At 38.1% G+C, this 20,045-nt stretch carries 18 protein-coding genes and 1 tRNA gene; 10 read left to right on the top strand and 9 right to left on the bottom strand.

Features of this window, described 5'->3' with window-relative positions; translation table 11 throughout:
• The 7 genes from IQ226_RS21245 to IQ226_RS21215 form a co-directional block, all read left to right on the top strand.
• Window positions 1-338: DUF4351 domain-containing protein (locus IQ226_RS21245; RefSeq protein ID WP_193898708.1), on the top strand; the 338-nt coding region annotated here is incomplete at its 5' end.
• Between the two features lie 511 nt (window positions 339-849).
• On the top strand, window positions 850-1,773 hold the full coding sequence (locus tag IQ226_RS21240) for an undecaprenyl-diphosphate phosphatase (RefSeq protein WP_193898706.1): 924 nt from the start codon (window positions 850-852) through the stop codon (window positions 1,771-1,773).
• A gap of 131 nt (window positions 1,774-1,904) precedes the next feature.
• Window positions 1,905-3,236, top strand: coding sequence for a TIGR03279 family radical SAM protein (locus tag IQ226_RS21235; protein WP_193898704.1), 1,332 nt, complete (start codon window positions 1,905-1,907; stop codon window positions 3,234-3,236).
• 159 nt (window positions 3,237-3,395) lie between these two features.
• Window positions 3,396-6,314 (top strand): glycoside hydrolase family 10 protein, encoded by a 2,919-nt coding sequence (locus IQ226_RS21230; RefSeq protein ID WP_193898702.1) that lies wholly within the window; start codon window positions 3,396-3,398, stop codon window positions 6,312-6,314.
• Window positions 6,315-6,526: 212 nt separating this feature from the next.
• On the top strand, window positions 6,527-7,195 hold the full coding sequence (gene msrA, locus IQ226_RS21225) for a peptide-methionine (S)-S-oxide reductase MsrA (RefSeq protein ID WP_193898700.1): 669 nt from the start codon (window positions 6,527-6,529) through the stop codon (window positions 7,193-7,195).
• Between the two features lie 196 nt (window positions 7,196-7,391).
• A complete protein-coding gene (locus tag IQ226_RS21220; RefSeq protein ID WP_193898698.1) occupies window positions 7,392-8,267 on the top strand; it encodes a M48 family metallopeptidase in 876 nt (291 codons plus the stop codon).
• A gap of 108 nt (window positions 8,268-8,375) precedes the next feature.
• Window positions 8,376-8,459: transfer RNA gene (locus tag IQ226_RS21215), tRNA-Leu, on the top strand.
• A 250-nt stretch (window positions 8,460-8,709) separates the two neighbouring features.
• Here the strand turns inward: IQ226_RS21215 and IQ226_RS21210 are convergent.
• On the bottom strand, window positions 8,710-10,935 hold the full coding sequence (locus tag IQ226_RS21210; protein ID WP_193898696.1) for a polysaccharide biosynthesis tyrosine autokinase: 2,226 nt from the start codon (window positions 10,933-10,935) through the stop codon (window positions 8,710-8,712).
• Window positions 10,936-11,550: 615 nt separating this feature from the next.
• Window positions 11,551-13,287, bottom strand: a complete 1,737-nt coding sequence (locus IQ226_RS21205; protein ID WP_193898694.1) for a carbamoyltransferase C-terminal domain-containing protein — start codon at window positions 13,285-13,287, stop codon at window positions 11,551-11,553.
• A gap of 295 nt (window positions 13,288-13,582) precedes the next feature.
• Between IQ226_RS21205 and IQ226_RS21200 the strand changes: the two genes are divergently transcribed.
• Complete coding sequence (locus tag IQ226_RS21200; protein ID WP_193898692.1) at window positions 13,583-14,152, top strand: Uma2 family endonuclease; 570 nt, start codon at window positions 13,583-13,585, stop codon at window positions 14,150-14,152.
• Between the two features lie 64 nt (window positions 14,153-14,216).
• Here the strand turns inward: IQ226_RS21200 and IQ226_RS21195 are convergent, their stop codons facing one another.
• The 6 genes from IQ226_RS21195 to IQ226_RS21175 all read right to left on the bottom strand — a co-directional run bounded on the left by IQ226_RS21195 (window position 14,217) and on the right by IQ226_RS21175 (window position 17,991).
• Window positions 14,217-15,005, bottom strand: a complete 789-nt coding sequence (locus IQ226_RS21195) for an FkbM family methyltransferase (RefSeq protein ID WP_190372600.1) — start codon at window positions 15,003-15,005, stop codon at window positions 14,217-14,219.
• 85 nt (window positions 15,006-15,090) lie between these two features.
• Window positions 15,091-15,294: a type II toxin-antitoxin system HicB family antitoxin gene (locus tag IQ226_RS21190; RefSeq protein WP_190372599.1), complete on the bottom strand. Its 204-nt coding sequence runs from the start codon at window positions 15,292-15,294 to the stop codon at window positions 15,091-15,093.
• 42 nt (window positions 15,295-15,336) lie between these two features.
• Entirely contained in the window at window positions 15,337-16,104 is a 768-nt protein-coding gene (locus IQ226_RS21185) for a glycosyltransferase family 2 protein (protein ID WP_193898690.1), read from the bottom strand.
• A 225-nt stretch (window positions 16,105-16,329) separates the two neighbouring features.
• Window positions 16,330-16,839 (bottom strand): class I SAM-dependent methyltransferase, encoded by a 510-nt coding sequence (locus tag IQ226_RS21180; RefSeq protein ID WP_370567207.1) that lies wholly within the window; start codon window positions 16,837-16,839, stop codon window positions 16,330-16,332.
• A 2-nt stretch (window positions 16,840-16,841) separates the two neighbouring features.
• Window positions 16,842-16,985 carry a hypothetical protein gene (locus IQ226_RS25315; RefSeq protein WP_228039582.1) on the bottom strand — a complete coding sequence of 48 codons (144 nt, stop codon included), beginning with the start codon at window positions 16,983-16,985 and terminating at the stop codon, window positions 16,842-16,844.
• Between the two features lie 238 nt (window positions 16,986-17,223).
• Entirely contained in the window at window positions 17,224-17,991 is a 768-nt protein-coding gene (locus tag IQ226_RS21175; protein WP_193898688.1) for a Uma2 family endonuclease, read from the bottom strand.
• Between the two features lie 160 nt (window positions 17,992-18,151).
• On the opposite strand from IQ226_RS21175, the gene IQ226_RS21170 reads away from it, so the two are divergent.
• Window positions 18,152-18,355, top strand: a complete 204-nt coding sequence (locus IQ226_RS21170; protein ID WP_039204838.1) for a hypothetical protein — start codon at window positions 18,152-18,154, stop codon at window positions 18,353-18,355.
• A gap of 185 nt (window positions 18,356-18,540) precedes the next feature.
• Entirely contained in the window at window positions 18,541-19,002 is a 462-nt protein-coding gene (locus tag IQ226_RS21165) for a DUF29 domain-containing protein (RefSeq protein WP_096670076.1), read from the top strand.
• 9 nt (window positions 19,003-19,011) lie between these two features.
• On the opposite strand, the gene IQ226_RS21160 is transcribed toward IQ226_RS21165, so the two are convergent.
• Window positions 19,012-19,821 (bottom strand): nucleotidyltransferase family protein, encoded by an 810-nt coding sequence (locus tag IQ226_RS21160; RefSeq protein ID WP_193898686.1) that lies wholly within the window; start codon window positions 19,819-19,821, stop codon window positions 19,012-19,014.
• Between the last annotated feature and the right edge of the window lie 224 nt (window positions 19,822-20,045).

The raw sequence follows: 20,045 nt of genomic DNA, 5'->3' as shown, positions 1-20,045 counted from the left end.
AGACTGTTTTATTGTCCAAATTTTCACAATTAAGCCGTCAGGAGATAGAAGCAATGTTTTTAGTGAGTGATATTAAGCAAACAAGAGTTTATCAAGAAGCAAAGCAGGAAGGAAGACAGGAAGGAAGGCAGGAAGGGAGAGAAGAAGGCAGGCTGAATGGTGAGATGATCTTATTGATACGTCAGTTATCGAAAAGATTTGGAAAGTTAAAAGATATTTACATCGAAGATATCAAAAGTCTGAATATAGAACAATTGGAAACGCTAGGAGAAGCATTGTTAGATTTTACAGATGTTAATGATTTGGAAACATGGTTAAAATCTGAGATAAGCAACTAGTTTGGGTGCATGGTTTATTTAATTGTCTGATAGGCTATCAGACAGTTTATAGATTCGGATACCCGAATTTTTTCAAGTTCTCAATTAATAAACTATCTATTCTGTAAATGAAACTATTTATCAAATTATTTTTCATGGAGTTTGGTTCGTTAAGTCGCATATTTAATTGCATATTTTATCATCTTTTCACAATCCTAGCAAAACCTGAAACGACCAAATCTCGTTCATGCAGATGATGGTTAATTTGTACAGTGCGTAAGTCCTAAAGAGTATGAATTTTAACTTAAACAATCTATACTTAACACAGAAATTTAGATTTCTATAAATCTCAGACTGCCTTGTGAATGAATTTATTGATGATACCGCAAATTGCAGATCAATGTAGTTTACTTTAAGTAACAGCGCAACCTAATTTACTGCGCCGATAAGATTTTGTCTAAACAGACTGACCACAACCAAGTAAAGTTGGATAGTTTGCTATAATTACACATTGATTTTGGGAGTCTAGTTAATGACAACAATTTTAGGGCTAAATAGTATAGATTTACTATTATCACAACTGTTACAGGTAGGAGTGTCTAGCGAAGTTACGAGTCAAGTTGATTTGGTTCAAGGAGTGATTCAGGCATTTATTTTAGGAATTGTGCAAGGGATTACGGAGTTTTTACCAATTAGTAGCACAGCACATTTAATCATTGTTACAAAGGTATTTGCTTGGAAAGAACTTGGTTCTAAAGATTTTGTTGATGCTATTCAATTTGGGAGTGTAATTGCCATTTTGTGGTATTTTTGGGCTGTAATTTCTGGTTTGGCAAAAGGTGCAATTACGGCTTTTAAAACTAAAGACTGGGAAAGTGAAGATGGGAAAATTGTTGTGGGGATTGCTGTGGGGACAATTCCGGCTTTAACTATTGGATTTTTATTAAAAGATGTAATTCCCGAAAGTTCCTTGATTATTGCGATTATGTCGGTAATTATGGCAACTCTGCTAGGGTTAGCGGAAAAATTTGGGACTCGTAACCGAGGTTTTGATGCTTTGGAAATTCGAGATGGGATTTTGGTAGGATTAGGACAAACTTTAGCTTTAGTTCCGGGAGTTTCTCGTTCTGGTTCAACTTTAACTACTGGGTTGTTTTTGGGTTTACAAAGAGAAGCAGCAGCGAAATTTTCTTTTTTGTTGGGGTTTCCGACTTTGACGATTGCGACTTTGTACAAAAGTTTGAAAATCTTCAAAATGTTTCAATCTGGAGAATTACCAAATAATATTGTAATTCTGTTAGTTGTTGGCATTGTTTCTACCTTTATTTTCTCTTATTTATCAATTGCTTTTTTAATCAAATACTTGCAAACTAAAAATACGATGGTTTTTGTTTGGTATAGATTGGCTTTTGGCATTTCTATTTTATTAGCGATCGCCGCCGGTTGGCAAGGATAACTCTGTTATGCTAAGAATTCAGGAGTCAGGAGTCACCGAGTCAGGAGGAAGAAAAAAGAAGAAAGAAGAATAGTTTTCACCACTGACCACTGACCACTGACCACTGACCACTGACCACTGACCACTGACCAATGAATACCATTCAACCTGCGAAAATTACCAAGGTGCTGCCTGACTCAATTGCGGAGGAAATTGGCTTTACAGCCGGTGATGCAATTGTGGCTATTAATGGCACACAACCCCGTGATTTAATTGATTATCAATTTTTATGTGCTGATGAAATTCTCCAATTAGAAGTTTTAGATGCGACGGGGAAAACCCATCATGTCGAAATTGAAAAGGATTATGATGATGATTTAGGACTGGAATTTGCTACAGCTTTATTTGATGGTTTGATTCAGTGTAATAACCGTTGTCCCTTTTGCTTTATTGATCAACAACCACCAGGAAAACGAACTAGCTTATATTTAAAAGATGATGATTATCGCCTAAGCTTTTTATATGGTTCTTATCTAACTTTAACGAATTTAACCGCGAGAGAATGGCAAAGAATTGAACAAATGCGGTTATCACCTCTGTATGTTTCTGTTCATTCCACAGAAGCAGATGTGAGAGTTAGACTTTTAAAAAATCATCGGGGTGGGGAAATATTATCCCAAATTCGCTGGTTTCAAGAACGCAGATTGCAAATTCATGCTCAAGTTGTTGTCTGTCCGGGGATAAATGATGGTAAACATTTAGAGAGGACATTGCGGGATTTAACATCTTTTCATACTGGAGAATTACCAACTGTAGCATCAGTAGCAGTCGTCCCGGTGGGTTTGACGCGGTTTCGTCCCCAGGAAGATGAACTCATACCTGTGACGCGGGAAAAAGCCCAAGAGGTAATTTGTCAGGTTAAATTACTCTCCCAGGAATTTCGCCAAGAATATCATTCTAATGTCGTCTGGTTAGCTGATGAATGGTTTTTAATTGCTGGGGAAGAATTACCTACTGAAGCTGAATATGAAGAATATCCGCAAATTGATAATGGTGTAGGTTCAATTCGCTTATTTATTAAACAGTTTACCCAAACTGCAACTGAATTATTACCGCTAAAAATTACCAATCAACGCAGATTAACTTGGGTGGTAGGGAACGCAGTAGAAACAGCATTTCAACCCTTAGTGGAACAGTTAAATAGTGTCGCCGGTTTAGAAGTGAATATGCGGGCTTTATCTAGCGATTATTGGGGACAAAGTATCAGTGTGACTGGTTTATTAACCGGACATGATTTACTTTTAAACTTAAAAGGGCAAGATTTAGGAGAGGGAATTTTATTACCTAGCGTCATGCTGAAGCATGGGGAATTGATATTTTTAGATGATATGACGGTTGCAGAAGTATCTCAAAAATTAAATGTCAGTATTTTCCCTGTAGCGGGAGTTGAGGAATTAATCAATACTTGTCTTCAAGCGGACTGATAATTAACAAAATTCTTTCCTATCCTTATGAACGCAAATTTAATAACCTGCAATTCTGATTTAATGTGGAATGGTGCGTTACGCTGTCGCTAACACACCCTACTTTTTTACTTTTGCACTTTATTTAATTCACATTCCTTAACAACTGACAACTGACTAATGAATAAAAAGACAGTCGGATTCGTTATTTTAAATATTAACTTGTTCCTGTTTAATATCTGGGGAGTATTGCCTGTAAAAGCTATTAATGATTCTCCTGTATTCAGTGTCGTTAATAGCCAGAATAATCCTGAAGAATGGCAAAGAATTAGCAACCGCTTACAGAAGCTAAATGTGAAATATTGTGTGATTCCGCTGAGTCAAGTTAAAGATAAGACGGATTGGGGTCAACCACAGGTGTTATTTTTACCCAATATAGAGGTATTGACAACAGAACAGGCGATCGCCTTAGATCAATGGGTGAGTCAAGGTGGATATTTAATAGCTAGTGGCCCAGTGGGTAATTTATCCACCCCAGGAATTCGTCAATTATTACGCAAACTTCTAGGAGGTTATTGGGGATTTAGCTTCAACACCATTGAAAATTTGCAACCCACAAACACAAATATTCCTGATTGGATAAATCAAAAAGAATTATTTGGTGCAATTCGCGGTGGTGTGATTATTCCTAATAATTCTAATAGTCAAACTCCTGTAAGTTGGAACTCCCAAGATCATCCACCAGCAATATTAACAACTGAAAAATCTACCCTATTAGGTTGGTATTGGGGGAAAGATGCATCTGTAGGACTAGACATTGCTTGGTTAAAAGCATCCTTAAATCGTTATTTAAGATTACCAGTTAATAGCAAAAGTAAACTTATAAATCCGGCTTCAAACTGTCAGCCAACAATAGCTACTGAACCCACGCAACCGCAAATTCTAGAAAAATTACCGATTGTTTCCGAATCCCCACCTCCTAGAAAAATTCCCAAAAAACCCATTCCTACCTCCAAGTTAAAACCCACCAAAAAAATCTTCAAAAAAAGTACCCTTACCTCCCAATCCAAACCTCTTAAAAAAATCACCATTACTTCTCATGTAAAACCTGGGAAAAAGATTGCTAAAAAAACCACAGTTATTTCTGGTCGAAAACCTACTCGAAAAATACCTGTTACTTCCCAATTACAACTAAAGCCAAAAAACACAGGATCATTAGTAGTTCCTAAAATTACTAATGAAAATTTTATTGATCCAATTAATCAACTAGAAGAAAATGTCCGCTTAGATGTTATACCTAATTCTAATCAGCCGATTGATCAAAAAGAAGGTATAGCCCTACAAAAAGAATTAGAAAATCTGATTGGTAGATTAGAAAGTACCCATATAGCAGCATTAGCTTATAATTCTGCTAAAAATATCAACAATAATGGCACTAACTCTCCATGGGAAAAAGCAGACTTAATCAAAACAGCATCTTCCAACCCAGAAACATCAGCATCAAATTTAGCAGAAACATTAGGACAAGCGAGAGAAACAGTTAAAAGTATCCCCTTATTAATTCAACAAAAAAAGTATGCAGCAGTTAGACAGAAATGGCTGCAAGCTAAAGCCAATCTATGGCAGCAATTTCCCCTCAATCAACGATTAGCACAACCAGAAATTCGGGCAATGTGGCTAGATAGAGGCACTATTGTCAAAGCTGGCAATGAAGTCGAATTAGCCAAAATTTTTGATAAACTGGCCAGAGCCGGAATTAACACCATCTTTTTGGAAACAGTCAATGCCAGTTATCCCATTTATCCTAGCCAGGTAGCACCTCAACAAAACCCCCTGATTCGTGACTGGGACCCCCTAGAAAGTGCGGTTAAACTAGCTCATGCCAGAGGAATGGAATTGCACGCTTGGGTGTGGGTATTCGCCGCTGGCAATAACCGTCATAATCAAATTATTAATGTTAGTCCTGATTACTTGGGACCGGTATTAGCCGCAAATCCCGATTGGGCTAATTATGACAATCAAGGTAACATTATTCCCATTGGTCAAACTAAACCTTTTTTAGATCCAGCCAATCCCCAGGTACGGGAATATTTAACCAAATTATATACCGAAATCGTTACTCGCTATCAAGTAGATGGCATTCATTTAGATTATATTCGTTATCCTTTTCAAGACTCTCGTGCAGGCCGTAGCTATGGTTATGGCAAAGCCGCAAGGGAGCAATTTAAACAGCAGACGGGTATTGACCCCTTGGATATTTCTCCCAGTCAACGGGATTTGTGGCAACAATGGACAGCATTCCGCACCCAAAAGGTGGATAGCTTTGTGGCTGAATTATCACAAACTTTGCGACAAAAACGCAATACTCTTCTGCTCTCAGTAGCCGTTTTTCCCCTACCGGAATATGAGCGCATAGAAAAAATTCAACAACATTGGGAAGTATGGGCAAGAAGAGGAAATATAGATTTAATTGTGCCGATGACCTATGCTTTGGATACAACTCGGTTTCAAGGATTAGCTCAACCGTGGATTACCTCTACAAAATTAGGTGCTACCCTATTAGTTCCAGGAATCCGTCTCAGGTCATTACCAACCATGGGTGCATTTGATCAATTGCAACTTGTGCGAGACTTGCCAGTAAATGGTTATGCCTTGTTTGCAGCGGAAAATTTTCATCCTGAACTAGAACAAATATTTAATAGCACCCAAGGAATTAAAAACGAACCTATACCCCAGCGTCAACCTTTTCGCACGGCGGCGTTTCGTTATGCAGCTTTGCAAAGAGAGTGGCGCGTGGTGGAAAAAAATCGTCAGTTACATAAGTCTGCAATCACCAATGCTGAGTTTGAGAAATTAGATCAGGAGTTAAAAGATGCATTAAATCAACTGGCATCTGTACCGTCTGCTCTTAATTTAATTACAGCCAGAAAAGCTCTCAACAATGTCCAATTACAATTTACACAGATACCAGAAAAAAATCAAGCCAATCTCTATCAAGTTAAAGTTTGGGAAAACCGTCTTTTAGCTATTGAACGACTTATCCGTTTTGGTGAAAGAAGATTAAATGTGCGTCAAAATTCTGTCTTTTCTGTTCCCTGACCACACAAGTAAATTCACAGAATCAAACCGGATTCCTATAGTAACCCGGATTTCTCACTAAAATCCTCAAACCCTGATAAAATAATAATGACATATTTTTTCCATCTTGATGCACTATTTAGATGCCTTTCCCCCGACCCCAACCCGTCATAGCTACAAAAACCTTTACAATAAACAAGAATAGCAATCATACATAATACAAATTAAGAACAATGGGAATATTTGGATTTGGTAAAAAGTCAGCCCTACCTACACCTGAGCAAGCCTTACCAGGACGGGCAGAAGTAATGCGAGTACCCGCACAACATTACGTTAATAAAAATCCTCTAAAAGCGCCTTTTCCCCCAGGGTTAGAAACTGCCATGTTTGGTTTAGGCTGTTTTTGGGGAGCAGAACGCAAGTTTTGGCAACAAGCAGGAGTTTACACCACTGCGGTAGGTTATGGGGCTGGTTACACACCCAACCCCACCTATCAAGAAGTATGTAGTGGCATGACAGGTCATAATGAAGTAGTATTAGTGGTGTTTGACCCCAAAATCATTACTTATTCCCAACTGTTGAAAGTGTTTTGGGAAAGCCACAACCCCACCCAAGGGATGCGCCAAGGTAATGATACTGGTACTCAATACCGTTCAGGAATTTACGTTTATTCACAAGAGCAAAAAGAACTAGCAGTAACATCACAGAACGCTTATCAAGCTGCCCTCAGCGGCGCTGGATATGGTAAAATTACCACAGAAATTTTAGATGCACCTGAATTTTATTATGCTGAAGAATACCATCAGCAATATTTAGCCAAAAACCCCGGTGGTTATTGTGGTTTAGGTGGTACTAACGTAGCTTGTCCTGTAGGTATTCCTGAAGCTCAGGTAGGGTTTTAAACGGTTGCTGATTCAGAATATGATTTTACCTCACGCAGAGTCGCAGAGAGTAAGAGTTTGAAATCAAGGTTGAGTTTTCCCTCCTTAACCCAACCTTGTATCTTCTAAACTTTGCTCCTTTGTGCAGCGTGCCGTAGGCATAACATAAATCATACCGCTATTATCCCATGCCCAATCTTTTATTAATTTGAATACTATGTCCTTACTCAAAACCTCGCTCACAGGCTTAAAAGCAGACTCATTCCGTCATCCTCTGGACTTGGAAGCTACGAAAACTCTTAAACAAATTCCCGGCTTAGATATGATGGTGCGGAATTTGCTAGGTCCAATGGCTGAACAGGTTTTTTATGTGGAAAATATCGCTTCTAGTATTTTGGTGGGAGAAAAACAACTTCCTGATTTACACAAGTTACTACTAGAAGCTTGTCAAATTCTGGATATTGATCCACCTCAGTTATATGTGCGTCAACATCCAGCCCCTAACGCCTACACCTTTGCTATGCGCGGTAAGCAGCCTTTTGTGGTCATTCATACATCCTTGATTGAGATTCTTACACCTGAAGAAATACAGGCTGTAATTGCCCATGAATTAGGTCATCTTAAATGCGATCATAGCGTATACTTAACACCTGTGAATTTATTGATTTTAGCCGCTGCCATTGTCCCAAATGTGGGTGCTGTTTTGGCTCAAGCTATCCAGTCACAATTATTAGAGTGGGTCCGTTGTGCTGAGTTTACCTGCGATCGCGCCGCTTTGTTAGCTACCCAAAACCCGAAAGTTGTCATGTCAGTATTAATGAAGTTAGCCGGCGGTTCTCCCAGTTTAGCACCTCAACTCAATTTAGATGCCTTTGTAGACCAAGCTCGCGCCTATGATGACATTAGCAAAACGGAATTGGGGGAAATGGTCAAATCCGCCCGCACAGCCCAATTAAGCCATCCTGTCCCCGTATTACGAGCTAGGGAAATTGACCGTTGGGCAAGTAGTCAGGAGTACCAAAAGTTGGTGCAAAATCACGGTATTAATTACAAAAGTGAATCTGCTTCCCCAGGCGGATGGCGGAATTGGTAGATTTTACAGGAATAGGTTTCTGGAAATTTCCCAAAAAGTTGCTAAATTAAATCTAATTACCTATTGCCAAACTAAAAAAATAGGCTATAATGGGAAAGTTACACCCAAGGGCGGGTGGCGGAATTGGTAGACGCACCGCACTCAAAATGCGGCGGCCGTGAGGTCATAGGAGTTCGATTCTCCTCCTGCCCATATTTGTCAAGGCTTTATTTGTTTGGCTAACAGACCCACCCATGAATTTCCGGGCTAATGGCTGAAGTTTATTAAGAGTAAGCCACAAAATAAATGATCCTGTTTTGTCATGCTGAGTGTAGGGAAACGAAAACATCTTCAAAAAATCTCCAAAAATTTCTTGTGGTGCGGGACGAAAAGCCCGCTAATCATTAAGGACGGGCAGGATGCCCATGCCACAAGATTGGGTAATTTATTTTTTGGTGTTCTCTTAACTCCTACCCTTAGTATAGTAATATGAACTATATCTATAATTATAGTTATATCCAAGTCCTCGGAATTTCTCGCCGTTGACTACCGTTCCTAGTAAATTGATGGGAGATCCTTTTAACGTATCAACAACTTGCTTGACGACTGATTTATCTGTTTTATCAATTCTGACAACTAGCATGATACCATCAGTATGAACTGCTACCAATCTAGCATCTACTAATCCTGACAAAGGAGGAGTATCATAAATCACTAAATCAAAATTATCAGAGAAATAGTCCATCATTTGAATCATTTTATCTGATGAGAGCAACCGCGCCGGATCAGGTGGTACAGGACCTGCTGTAACCACAGATAAACCATTAAGTTCGGGCATTTCTTGAATTACTTGTTTGACATCTGTATCTGAAGAAATTAAACTACTTAGTCCCCAGAGATTATTTAATTTTGATAATTTGTGAACCTTGGATTTGCGGAGGTCACAATCTACAAGTAGTACTTTTTTCCCCATAATCGCGGCTGTTTTTGCCAGACTAAATCCCACCGTACTTTTACCATCTCCAGGGACAGCAGAGGAAACAACTAAAGACTTAATTGGTTTATCAGAATTAAGCAGTTGAATATTACTATATAAAACTTGTAAAGATTCCCAAAATGATCCCTGTCCATAATAATAGCTTGATCGGGAAGGTCTACGAGCAGAAGTTTTAGCTGCTTCATCACTTACGATTAGAGGGTCTACAACGACTTCTTGATATTGAGCTTTGTTTCCTAGGTTTAAAGATGAACTCTGAGCTAGGTTTTTATTAAAGGGAAGAGATCCTAATAAAGGCAGTCCTATCTTATCCTGGACATTTTCAACGCTGTGATAGGTATTATCAGTCTGTTCTCTCAGAGAAGCAGCACCTATGCCTAATAAACAACTAGCCACAAATCCCAATATTAAGTTGCGGGGAATATCTGGAGAAATTGGATATAGAGGCCGAAAAGCTGCTTGGATTAATTCCCAAGGTAGTTCTGTTTGGGCTATTTCTATTTGCAATTGCTCACGAGCAGCTAAAAAGCGATTTAAACTTTCATTGGCTATTTGTAAATTCCGTAGGATTTCAGCATATTGCCGAGACAAAACTGGCAACTGGTCTAATTTCAATTGCAGTTGTTTTTCTGCTTGTACTATATATTGATTGTCTACTTCTATTTTCTTAATTAGATCCGTAACTTCAGATATTCTAATATTAATAGTGCGTGCTGCTTCTGCCTCAATAATAGGTAAAAGGTTGGATCTTTTTTCTTCTAAGGTGCGGATAACTGGGTTATCTGGTTGAAACCGAGTTAATTCTCCAGATAGCTGGATATCTAATTGGCGTTGTTGACCAATTAAGGTTTGATAAAGAGGGGCAGTATTGAGAATTGCTAACTGTTCTTCACGTCTCTGTAACCTGTCATAAGTAGCTCTGGCAGCGGTTAACTGTTGATTGATAGTTAGTCTTTGTTGTGTCAAAGATTGAATTTGCGAAGAAATTACTTCAGATTGGTTTTCTGGATCAATAAAATTGTATCTTTGGCGGAACATTTGCATTTCTTTTTGCAACTGTCCTAGCTTAATTCGGACTTCAGGTAGTTTTGCATTTACAAATTGAACTCCCTGACGGAGCTTTGTTTGTCGCTTGTTGAGGCTATATTTTAAATAAAAATCAGCCAAAGGATCTAATATAAGTTTAATTTTTTGGTTATTATCACTTTTATAGCTAACTTGGATTATTTTTGATTGCCCCAAGCGACGAATAGTTAAATTTTCCGAAAAGGTCTTATAAGTAATATCAGGATGAGATTTTTGTATTTCTTTAATAAAATCTCTCAGCAGTTCTGGACTTTGGAGAACTTGAATTTGGCTCTCATAATCTAGTCCAGATTCTCTAAGGTTATTAGCGAGTCCCACGTCGATTTTCCCTAGTTCAGAGTCACTATTAACAGGTTCAACTAATATTTTGAAGTTGCCTTCATAAATTGGTACTTGTTGAAAAGTTGTATAAGTAACACCACCCATAGCAACGGAAGCAACTCCTATGATGATAATTGCTCGGCGCTGTAAAAGACCAAGAAAGGACTTGAGGTTAAAATCACTAGCCTCTTCTGAAAATTGGGAAAATGTGGGATTGGCAAATAATGTAGAAACAGGAGTGGTATTATTCTGAGCGTTTTTATCGTTTGTAAGTTGGTCAAGCATAGGTTCTTTTGCGGTGAATAACCGAGGATGTGCAAGTAGTGAGACAAAATTAATTATACAATGTTATTGCGTAATTGTTGCGTGGCGTTAGCCATATGGAACGAAGTGAAATCAGGCAATCGCCAGGGTTGTGATTGCTTCCCTTCCCTCGCAATGACTGTAAATATTTTTGTCCAATTATTTAACTGTTTTTTACCTGGATGAGTCATAGTCTAGCAATTTTAAACGCTGATAACTACTAACTACTAAAATTTATTGATTATACCCGTATGCAATTAAGTGAGATACCAGAAATCATGCAAGTAAGTTGGTGCTAAAAATTGTTCTGGGTGTAAGGCAGTGTACTAGGAGGGAAAAGGGTTTTAGCCTTCTTGACTTTTGTAAAATGGCTAAAACTTGAGCAAAATAACCCATCAAGGCACTTTGGCGTTGCTGATTAAGGGTATGAATTTTAGTCTCACGCAAAGGCGCAATCACGCTTCGTGATCTCGAAGAGTAGACGCAAAGGTAAGATTTTTAAAGGTTCAATTTGGAAATTTCATACCTCGATTCAGCAACGCTGGCACTTTTATATACCGTTACAAATTCCGGTTATCTCACGTCTACTTACTTAATTCAGTATTTTATAGAACTGCGATCCACATAATAACAGCCCAAAACTAGGCTATCCATATTAGTCCTCAAAAAACATTGGATAGCTTCTTGAGGTGTCCTCACAATAGGTTCATTTTCATTCAAAGATGTATTTAGAAGCAGGGGAATACCAGTACGTTGGTAAAATGTATTAATCAATTCCCAGTAAAGAGGATTAGTGTTCTGGCTGACACTTTGTAACCTTCCAGTTCCGTCTACATGAGTCACAGCGGGGATTTTGGCTCTTTTTTCGGGGCGAATTTTGAAGACTTTCTCCATAAAGGGGGCTGGTTCATCAATTTCAAAGTATTCTCCAACAAATTCCTCCAGAATACTGGGAGCAAAAGGACGGAATTTCTCTCGGAATTTAATTTTTAGATTGATTATATCTCGCATATCAGCGCGGCGAGGATCGGATATCAAGGAACGATTGCCTAATGCTCTTGCGCCAAACTCCATTCTACCTTGAAACCAACCAATTACTTTGCCGTTGCAAATAGCATCTACAACATGATTTAACATTACCGCTTTTTCAAGCTTTTTAGGTTGTAAATCATGAGATTGCAATGCTAATAGACATTCTTCATCAGAGAACTCAGAACCCCAATAAGCATGACTTAAAATAAACTGACGAGGTTGTTTGAGGATTTGATTCCAAACAAAGAAGGCTGCACCGATACAAGTACCATTATCGGCAGCCCCTAGAGGAATGTAAACATTTTTAAAGGGAGTATTTTGGGTAATTTTGCCATTGGCTACGGAATTCATAGCTACACCACCTGTCAAACAGAGATTTTCGCAAGGGTAGCGCTGATGTAGTTGATTGAGTAAATGAAAAATGATTTCTTCTGTTATGGCTTGTAGAGATGTGGCAATATTTTGATGTTTGGGTGTCAGTTCGGAATTTACCTGTCTTGCTGGTCCTAATAGTTTTTCTAGTTCTGGACTATGGAAAGGTGCAACGGTGGGTGCGCCATTATCCCATTTCATGGCGATACCCTGTTCATGGTGGGTAAAGTAATCTAGATTTAGCTGAAAACTATCTCCCTGGGGAAAGATGATTTTTCTGAATGCTTCGAGATACTCTGGTTCTCCATAAGGGGCTAATCCCATAACTTTGTATTCATCACCATAGGCAGGAAAGCCTAGATACAGGGTAATGGCATTATATAAATAACCAATAGAGTGGGGAAAGTGCGTCCGCGTGAAATATTCTAAATGATTACCCTCTCCTGCTGCTGACAAGGTGCTTACAAAGTCTCCCATACCGTCAACAGATAGAATGGCGGCTTTTTCAAAGGGGGAAATAAAGAAACCGGTGGCTAGGTGTGTGGTGTGGTGTTCTAGGGTATGGATAGGTGCTGTAATTTCCTGGGGTTGACAATTACAAGCTGCGGCTAGTTGTTCCTGAAGATTGGCAGATTTGCTTTGTTTATTAAATCTATCTAGAAGTGATGATAATGATGGACGTTGTTTGAGGGTAAATAGGAGTTTACGATTGAGATTGGCTTTGGGATTAAAGGATAATGCAACGTGATCTAATTCTTTGGCACTAATACCAGCTATTTTTAAACAATAACGGATAGATTCTGTGGGAAATCCTGCCCAATGTTTAACTCGATTAAAACGTTCTTCTTCAATGGCTGCTATTAATTGACCATTTTGGATTAAACAAGCCGAAGCATCACCGTGATAGGCGTTAATTCCGAGAATATTCATTGATTTATTAATTTATGAGTTTATGAGAAAATTGTTTAGTCTGGTTATAACCTAACTGGGAATGAATTCCCAGTCTCATAGCAAAAGTCGTCTCAAGACGACTCAATAACTAGCTATCTGTAGCTTAAATAGATGAAGATTATTAAAGGGGCGAGGATTTTGCCTTTGCGAAGGCGATCGCGGGGAAAAATGTCTGAATCGCGGATTAGACGGATTGCGCTGATTTCACGGATTTTAGTAACTTTTATCATAGCAAACAATCTAATCCGCCCAATTGCCAATAGGAGGAACAGCAATGACAGTTACAACGGTTAAAAAGATGACCTTTGAGGAATTTCTTAATTATGACGATGGTACGGATGCTTTATATGAATTGGAAAACGGAGAATTAATACTCATGCCTTTGGAAAGTGAGATAAATCGTCGAATAGCGATGTTTTTAGTTGCCTGTTTTCTAAAATTAGGTATTCCATATTATCGGTTGAGTATGAAAACAGAAATGGTTGTCAATAGTCGTCAAGTTGGGGTGCGTATTCCTGATTTAGTGGTGTTTTCTGAGGAGTTAGCTCAGATTATGGAAGGGGCTACACGCTCTTTAATTTTAATGGATATGCCATCACCTGTATTGGTGGTTGAGGTGGTGAGTCCAAATCAAGAAAATCGGGATTATCGTTACAAGCGTTCTGAGTATGCTGCACGGGGAATTGCTGAATATTGGATTGTTGACCCGATTGCCCAAAAGGTGACAGTATTGGAATGGGTGGAGGGTTTTTATGATGAGCAGGTATATGTGGGAGATCAGGTAATTGGTTCTCCTGTATTTGCTGATTTGAAGTTGACTGTTGCTGAGGTTTTACGGGGTTGACACTCACTAATGAACCTCTTATTTTGACAAAGGTATTGATAATACTAAGGAATATTTTAGTTGTTTAGGCGCTTAGGCGATCGCGGACAAAGTCAAGCAGAGAGTTGGCGATTACTAGGAAGTTATTTCCTTTTTGCTGATTCAGCGTGGTGGGAATAATTTGGTTCCTATCAGCATTATATTCATATAAACCATAATCATAATCTTGTAAGAAATTAATTAAGTCGTCTTGTTGGTAACCAAAGTTATTCACACAATCATTTATTTCCATAATCCACACGCAAGGAAGCTGTTTTTGCAATAAAGAAGTTGCCCCCTGTAAGGCTAATAATTCTGCTCCTTCAATATCAATTTTTGCTAACGTGAGGTTATTTAAAGATTCGTGCTGGAGCAGATTATCAATCGTATCAGTGGCAACTACCACTGTATTATCAGTAGGTTCTGCTGTAATAAAGGGCATGGAATCACCTTCAGCAAGGTTAAGAGCAGTACTTCCAGTGAAGTTAGATACTGCTAATGGGTAAGTTTTCACTTGCTGCAAATGATTTATCTTTAAATTTTCCTCCAACCGAGCATAATTTTTAGGAAGTACCTCAAAACTATAAATTGTGCCAGATGTGATTTTAGATGCAGCCAATAGTGTATATATGCCTATATTAGCACCAATATCGAGAAAAGAATCTTCGGCACGTAAATATCTCAGCAGAAAATTCATTTCATGATAATCATAAAGTCCACAGTATAGGACTGCTGAAGCTGAACGACTATCAGGATAGCAGCGAATTTTGACTCCGTTAATAACTTGATGATCAATATATTTGTTAGTTAGACGTTTATAGAACTGCCAACCCATAAATTTGAAAACAGATTGGATTTTTTTGTCTTGGCAGTTAGGATGCGACAAAATATATCTAAGAGTTGATATAGCAAAAATATTGTTAGAAAGTTTCATTTTTGACAAGATGTAAGTGTATAACTGGAAAGTTCAATTCTTGAAAGTAAAAAGCTTTAACAGCTTCTCGAATATTGGCTTTGAGTTCTTCCCAAGAATCTCCTTGGGTAAAAATGTCTTCGGTGAGACATTCAGTAACAAATCCCCCGTCTTCTGCTTGGGAAACTTCAAAAACCAGTGTATTTACCATCAGATTAACTCCTAGTCATAAAGAGCAGGTTATTTGAGCCAATTAATTATCTATTTTCTCTGCTTCTATTATATGTATAGCCAGCAATAGTTCTGCTAAAACTCTCTGAAATGTATAGTACCATCCATGCCAACCGTCAAGAATAGCACCTTTGAGGATGAGACAATAGATGAAAATTATTAAAGGTGCGAGGATTTTGCGTTTGCGAAGGCGATCGCCTATACTAAGTTCATGCTCTGGTGTTTCTAGAAGTTTTTTACTTTCAATTACCATATAACGATCTTGCGCCCATAACCAACGACTCAATGGTTTGCGATCGTCGTGGTGGATGTATGCTGATAATTGACTAGATTTACCTTGTACCACAACTCTATGAGCGTGTCCATCATCTTGATAAATTGCTTTTTCTCTTTTATAAAGGACTTTGCGGGGTGGAAGCAAAGTACCGCGTAAGGGTTTACCAAAAACACAGTATTTGAACCTGACACTATAGCTATTTATATCTGACTCTATTGGTAAAGATGTAATTTCCCTAATTAAATCATCGGTTAATATGTAATCTGCATCTAGAGATAGTACCCATTCTGATGTGATTTTTGATAGTCCAAAATTGCATTGACTAGCGAAGGAATCAAATTTTCTTTGAAATACTTCTACTTGAGGATAGGAAGACAAAATTTCTAATGTTGTATCTGTGCTATAACTGTCAATAACAATGATTTTATTTGCCCATTTAAGTTTTTCCAGGGTACGATTAATGTTATTTTCTTCGTTATAGGTAAGGATGAGGGGAGTAATTTCTTCTAACATTAGGATATTCAAATAAATTCTTGTTATTGAACTATGGTACTAGTACCGCAAGGCGGAAGTCAAAAGTCAAAAGTCAAAAATAATATGACGTAAGCTTTTTAGTGATTGAGAATGGTTGTTTTATTTACGCCGTGCTGTACTAGTAGTTTGTCAAGATAAAAATCATGGACTGTAATGTGAGCGTCTCGCTCACGCGGGCAAGATGCCCGCACTACCAAAACCCCGTCAAAATAAATTTGACAGACTACTAGAACACAACATAGTTTTCCAAAGATAGGGAAATCTCCCCGCAAACTTAAACTTTATATTTGTATAGTTCTCTGATTTAAGTAAAGCCGTCATAGTTGGTACGGAAAAGAATTTGATATGACCACCATCCCAAAGAGCGGTAAAATGGTTGTCCATTTTCCCTGTAGCAGCCATAACTAGGTTTTTTAGATAACCATGATAGGGTGTGGTTAGGATTAAACCACCATTAGGTTTGAGGCATTTTTTAGCGCTTCTGACTAATTCTTTAGGATAAAATAAATGCTCAATTACCTCAACAGCAATCACAATATCAAAGTTGTCTCCTAGTTCAGAATATTGTAAATCATAAATACTACCTTGAATAAAGCGACAATTGGGAAAACTTTGATTAGCTAATTTTACACCTGATTCAGACTCTTCAACACCAACAACCTCGTAACCCTGCTGTGCTAGGAAATTGCTCAAGCTACCATTACCACAACCAATATCTAAAATCCGAGGTTTTTGGTTGTTATTGGGGGGGGTAGCATTTCTGACATCATTTCTATAAGTGGTTTTAGCAAATAACCATGATGGTGTCCAGCTTGACTATTTTGATAGGAATATTCGTATTGGTTGGGTGTGGTAGTCATTTGTTTTAGGAGGTTATTTGGTAAGTTAAGGGGGGTAATATATTTTATAAAATATAACTAAGGGGCGATCGCTAACTACCAGTTTGAAAGTAGTGTGAGCGTCTCGCTCGCGCTGGCAAGATGCCTGCACTACCAAAACCCCGTCAAAATAAATTTGACACTAAGGGGCGATCGCTAACTACCAGTTTGAAAGGGCAATATCTTATGACTGATAGTTTATCAAAACTAAAAACAACGCTTAAATATCTTCTAAATTAATCCCCATTGCTTGCAGTCTTTCAGCTAGTTTAACAGCTTTTTGTTCTGCTTGTTCTGCTCTTTGGCGTTCTTTTTCTGCTATTTGTCGTTCTTGATTAACTAACTCACTTCCCCAGAGTAATAAATTTCCAGATTTATCCCACCATCGTAACCAATAACCCTGAAATTCAGCTTTTTTTCCTATCCATACACCCAAGAATAGGTCTAAAGCTTCTATCCAAAAGCGCTGATTTTCATCTGGAGATTCTTGCTGGTATTTACCGTTAACTAAATTATGAACTTCTAAAATTCCAATTTGGGGATGGAAAATCACGTAAGTGGGAACTTTTAAAATTTGTTCATAAAAGTGCCACTTTCCATAGGGAAAATGGGGATTAATGGAATATTCTGTTCCTTCTGTTGCGGATATAAATTCCATGACAATGGCTGGGTTTTCTCCTTCGCTATGAGGGGTGTAACTACGACGGATTTCTCCTGGAGGTAGAGGATGGACAGAAGGCACGTAAACCCAATCAGGTGCTTTGACGATGCTTTTTTCATCCACTGTGGCACATAGACCAAAATTGGAGGCAATCAGCATTGATTCTAGAATTAAACCTGCTAATTCTAGGGACTCTCTTAGAGCAGCAGCGAGAAGGGGTTGGAGGTTATTTTCCACGGGTTCATCTGGTAGAGGAAAATCTGCTGGTAGTTTTTCCCAGGTGATTCGAGGTAGAGTATTGGGGGGAGGGAGTTGTAGAACTGTCATACTCAAGTGCGATCGCTAACAGTGTTAAGTTATTATATTGTTTATTGTTGGTATTTAGATTAGATGGTTGAACAATTCTATTAACGGTGGAATTGGTACTACGCTTAACCAATTTAGCTTAATCAGCAGAAGCCCCACGTCTCACTCTTAGGAGCGTGGGATGAATGCGCGTGAGTTGAGTTGCGTAGCCCAAATTGTATTTGAGCGTAGCGAAAACAAAGAAGGCTACAGCGACGAAACGAACAAAATATTGATTTTATGTTATTATAAAAAAGTAGGTGTAGTCCAATTAAATGCAGAAATGCAGCCTACAAAACAAAAAACAAATCTCAAAACCAAAGAACCGTGGGGCGCACGGTCTTAAAGCTCAGTTAATGTCCTCATAGAGGAGTCACTGAGAAGCCCACACTCACCTGAAAGGGAGTGTGTGGAGTACGTCACCACAACTTTATTGCAATCTGTAGATCCCCGACTTCTTGAATAAGTCTGGGATCTTATATTTAAAATATAATGCTATAATACAGCCAAAATAAACCGCCCATATCAACTATGAGTAAAACATCAGTAAAATCAGTAAAAAATCTTTATGAACAGGATTTTTCTCTCTGGATTGAAGATACAATTAACAAGTTAAAAACGCGAGATCATGATAATTTAGATTGGGAGAATTTAATTGAAGAGGTAGAATCTTTGGGCAAAAGTCAGCGTAAAGCAGTCAGGAGTTTTTTGGTGCGGTTATTAGAACATTTATTAAAACGGTGTTATGTACCAATGTCAGACTGTTATCGAGGTTGGGAAATTGAAATACGGAATTTTCGCCAAAGATTACAAATTGAATTAGAAGATTCACCAAGTTTGAAAACTTTTTTGAGAGAAATTTTCGCTAAAAGTTATGAAATGGCATTGGAAAATGTCAAAGATAGTTATCCTGATGTTTATTTTTCCAATCTTTGTCCATTTCCCAATGATGTAGATGCTATATTAACTAACAAGTTTTGGGAAGAATTATAATTTCGTGAATTATATGTCTTGTGCTTGAGATTCTAGCCAATTATTGAAAATAGCGATCGCCTCTTGGATTTTTGCTATAATTGTTTCTGTTTGTTGGGCTAATTCCAATACTCTTTCTTTTCGCAGTTGCAGATTATAATTATGCCGTGCTAAATGTCTAAACTTGCGATAATCATTTAATTGTAATAACAGTGAACCTTGCCATAAGGGAGGACGATTTTCTCCACCAATTTCTGCCATTTGTAATAATAGTTGTTCATGCCAATTTTCCGCTTTTGGCATTCCCCCATCTAAAGTGACAGCAACTCTTTCACTAATGCGCTCACAAGCTGTGTAAAAATCACAAATATAGCTGGATAAGGCAGGAGTGAGAGCAATTTCTGGAATAGTTTCTGCTTGAGCAATTAATTGTTTTAAAGCTTGACAATTCTGCTCTAAAGCTATCATCTCATCTTCAATACGGGTTTTTAGGGCTAAATATTTATTAGTAGGCATGGGTTTTTCTTTGAGAATGCGAGAACGGACAAAATCTGGGATTTCTTCTAATGCTACCAAATCTATTTTCAACCAATTAGGTGTGATTTTTTCTAGAAGAGAATAGGCTTCCCATTGTTGTTTTTCTGACATTCCTCTTACAGCCAAATCTAAATCAGATTGCCAATGCCAAGGACTTTCTCCTGATAAAGAACCAAATAATATTACCTCTTTTGCTCCATTTTCTAGGAGAATTTGCTGACATTTTGCGGCAGTTTGTAATGCCTCTTGTTTTCTTTCTTCTAGAGTTTGATCGCTGTTTTCTGTGGTAATGTTTTCTATCATTATTGTTTAGCCACAACTCTATATAGGGTTTGCTGAAAAAGTTATCTGTGGAGACAGGGAACAGGGAACAGTTTCAAGAGTTAGATGGAAGCGATTTTTCCTTTGCATCCAACTTAAATGCAAGGTTTTCGAGTTCCCACGTCGTAAAATCTTGCACTTTTTGAAAATCAAAATGTCTAAAACCGTTTACCTGTAATGTTTTAAGATTTAATCAGCATCCCCTA

It is taken from the genome of Dolichospermum sp. LEGE 00240, from assembly GCF_015207875.1.
GTDB classification, from domain to species: domain Bacteria; phylum Cyanobacteriota; class Cyanobacteriia; order Cyanobacteriales; family Nostocaceae; genus Dolichospermum; species Dolichospermum gracile.
The sequence above is the reverse complement of the archived record's forward strand: the minus strand, read 5'-3'. Positions and strand labels throughout refer to the sequence as shown.

Excerpts from the sequence above, each read along its gene's own strand:
- IQ226_RS21205 (WP_193898694.1), bottom strand. The coding sequence starts at position 13,287 with ATGAATATTCTCGGAATTAACGCCTATCACGGTGATGCTTCGGCTTGT.
- IQ226_RS21235 (WP_193898704.1), top strand. The coding sequence starts at position 1,905 with ATGAATACCATTCAACCTGCGAAAATTACCAAGGTGCTGCCTGACTCA.
- IQ226_RS21185 (WP_193898690.1), bottom strand. The coding sequence starts at position 16,104 with ATGTTAGAAGAAATTACTCCCCTCATCCTTACCTATAACGAAGAAAAT.
- IQ226_RS21170 (WP_039204838.1), top strand. The coding sequence starts at position 18,152 with ATGAATGCGCGTGAGTTGAGTTGCGTAGCCCAAATTGTATTTGAGCGT.
- IQ226_RS21200 (WP_193898692.1), top strand. The coding sequence starts at position 13,583 with ATGACAGTTACAACGGTTAAAAAGATGACCTTTGAGGAATTTCTTAAT.
- IQ226_RS21190 (WP_190372599.1), bottom strand. The coding sequence starts at position 15,294 with ATGGTAAATACACTGGTTTTTGAAGTTTCCCAAGCAGAAGACGGGGGA.
- IQ226_RS21230 (WP_193898702.1), top strand. The coding sequence starts at position 3,396 with ATGAATAAAAAGACAGTCGGATTCGTTATTTTAAATATTAACTTGTTC.
- IQ226_RS21160 (WP_193898686.1), bottom strand. The coding sequence starts at position 19,821 with ATGATAGAAAACATTACCACAGAAAACAGCGATCAAACTCTAGAAGAA.
- IQ226_RS21240 (WP_193898706.1), top strand. The coding sequence starts at position 850 with ATGACAACAATTTTAGGGCTAAATAGTATAGATTTACTATTATCACAA.
- IQ226_RS21175 (WP_193898688.1), bottom strand. The coding sequence starts at position 17,991 with ATGACAGTTCTACAACTCCCTCCCCCCAATACTCTACCTCGAATCACC.
- IQ226_RS21195 (WP_190372600.1), bottom strand. The coding sequence starts at position 15,005 with ATGGGTTGGCAGTTCTATAAACGTCTAACTAACAAATATATTGATCAT.
- IQ226_RS21220 (WP_193898698.1), top strand. The coding sequence starts at position 7,392 with ATGTCCTTACTCAAAACCTCGCTCACAGGCTTAAAAGCAGACTCATTC.
- IQ226_RS21165 (WP_096670076.1), top strand. The coding sequence starts at position 18,541 with ATGAGTAAAACATCAGTAAAATCAGTAAAAAATCTTTATGAACAGGAT.
- IQ226_RS25315 (WP_228039582.1), bottom strand. The coding sequence starts at position 16,985 with ATGACTACCACACCCAACCAATACGAATATTCCTATCAAAATAGTCAA.
- IQ226_RS21210 (WP_193898696.1), bottom strand. The coding sequence starts at position 10,935 with ATGCTTGACCAACTTACAAACGATAAAAACGCTCAGAATAATACCACT.
- msrA (WP_193898700.1), top strand. The coding sequence starts at position 6,527 with ATGGGAATATTTGGATTTGGTAAAAAGTCAGCCCTACCTACACCTGAG.